This window comes from Aureispira sp. CCB-QB1, assembly GCF_000724545.1.
Taxonomy (GTDB): domain Bacteria; phylum Bacteroidota; class Bacteroidia; order Chitinophagales; family Saprospiraceae; genus Aureispira.
The window spans coordinates 1-1,873 of sequence record NZ_JHBV01000175.1 but is presented as its reverse complement, the minus strand read 5'-3'; the positions used below and the strand labels follow the sequence as shown (position 1 = coordinate 1,873).

General features: G+C 42.2%; 2 protein-coding genes. Both read right to left on the bottom strand.

Annotated elements, in window-relative coordinates; translation table 11 throughout:
* Positions 1 to 218 (bottom strand): hypothetical protein (locus CG11_RS28945; protein ID WP_156039972.1); only part of this gene is annotated, 218 nt, incomplete at its 3' end.
* A 2-nt stretch (positions 219 to 220) separates the two neighbouring features.
* Positions 221 to 1,708 carry a hypothetical protein gene (locus CG11_RS28940; protein WP_052600384.1) on the bottom strand — a complete coding sequence of 496 codons (1,488 nt, stop codon included), beginning with the start codon at positions 1,706 to 1,708 and terminating at the stop codon, positions 221 to 223.
* Positions 1,709 to 1,873 lie beyond the last annotated feature (165 nt).

Genomic DNA, 1,873 nt, shown 5'->3' with positions numbered 1-1,873 from the left:
ATTTTACCCGTTTTATTATCATACAAAACCGCCCATTCAAATACTTTTCCTTTGAGAAAAACACGTTCCAAGCGATGAATGCCCAAGCTTGGGTTTTGAGGGGTTTTAGCATCCAACGAATAGCGTTTGATTGGGGTGGGGTTACCTGGTGTTTTGATTAATAAATAACTTAAAGAATCTCTTTTGATTTTAAATTCGGTTTTGGTACTACTAGCCATAATTAAGAGAGTTGATTTGAAAAAATAGGTTGTAAACGATCTTTGAATTTTCGAATGAGTTTTTGTTTTTGAGCGGCACTCATACAGGGAGGTGCTTGTGCAATCATGCCCCTCAATTTTCTCCAGGCTTTTTCGGTGACACGCATTGCATACGGTGTCTTACCATCCTGTAAGGCTTGCAAGGCTGAAGTATGTGCTTGGTTGATTTGCTCCATCACCATTTGATAATAAGAGAGGCTTCGATTTTTGGGACTAAACTTGGTATAGATAGTATTAAAATCATCTTTAGAATAGCCCAGTGCACGATCCCAATGCTTAGAAATGAAATATTGAGTTGGCGCAAAGATTTTGTCCATATAATCATTCTTTAAAGCATTTTCTCGTTGTTTTTGAATGGCTTCGGACACAATTCTAAGAGCCGATAGCTCAATATTGGGCAGTTTTTTGGCAAACCACTCGTTCAACATCTTCCATTGATACTTTGGATTCTTGGCCAAACCTTTGAAATAAGCAGAATCCTTGAATTGCTCGAGCTTTTGTTTGCGAAACAGGCGCACATGATCCTCTACCAAGCGCAAATGAGAGCGGAGCAGGTCAACGGCTTGCTCTGTTTGAGCGACATTGAAATTTTTGCCGCCCCAAAGTGCGACTCGAGCTTGCTCAAAGAGCTGACGAGCCAAAAAATCTTCTTTGTTGCTGCTCGGAATGAAGACTTTTTGCACAAAATTGTTCGGCAAAAGATTTGGAGGACAATTGGAAATTGACTTGCTTCCCTGCTCTGCACCTGAGATAATCTTGTGATTTAGCTCTGCGCTAGCAGAAGCCTTATCCACAACTCCTGTTGGTGTTGTATTATATTGTTTTAAAGTATCTATATTATCTAGTATAGACATCTGCGGAAAAGATGTCCTTCTATCCGCAGCATCAAGGGGCTGAGCAGCATCAGAACGAGAGGAGCCCAAGGCTTCATTTGCCTCTATTTCGCCCCAAACTAGCAACTCATAATTCAGAATCAACTTAAATTTTCCACGTCCTCTAGGATCCTCATGCATGGGCAAAGGATACGCTTTTCCTGTGTGCATAAAGTTGACCTTCTGCACCAAGATTTTAGCCTCTAAGAGCTTTTGAATACAAGAGCGCACCGTGCGCCCACTAATTTGGAGTAGGGGACGAGCGGCTTGCTGGTTGACCATCGTGGCCAGGTACTCGTTGTTGGCAAAGCAAAAGAATTCTTGTTGGTGTATCGACCAATCAAAAACATTGGGCTGCTCGGTTTTCATGGCTTCCATGGTGCGAGGCATCAGCGACAAGATTGCTTGTAGGACATCGTGTACACTAGAAACCATACCACCTCGTTTGTGCGTACGAAGCCACTTTCGTTGATAGATCTCCATCAAATCATAAATCTTTTCCAAGCTGGCTTTTCGGTCCAGTAGATCGTAGATAGAGAATTGATGAAACTTGGTTAAAAATTGGGCGTGTTGCGCCATATTGTTATTCTGTTTAAAGCTTAAAAAATGGCACAGCCTTGCAGCTGTACCTCGGCATATAAGTCGCCGTAACTATACAAGTAAAAACTTGCTACCCTGTGACCAGAAGGAGAGTCGAACTCCTTTGATTGCTGCGGATAGACAATCTTCCCCGCCTGATCGTTT

Excerpts from the sequence above, each read along its gene's own strand:
- CG11_RS28940 (WP_052600384.1), bottom strand. The coding sequence starts at position 1,708 with ATGGCGCAACACGCCCAATTTTTAACCAAGTTTCATCAATTCTCTATC.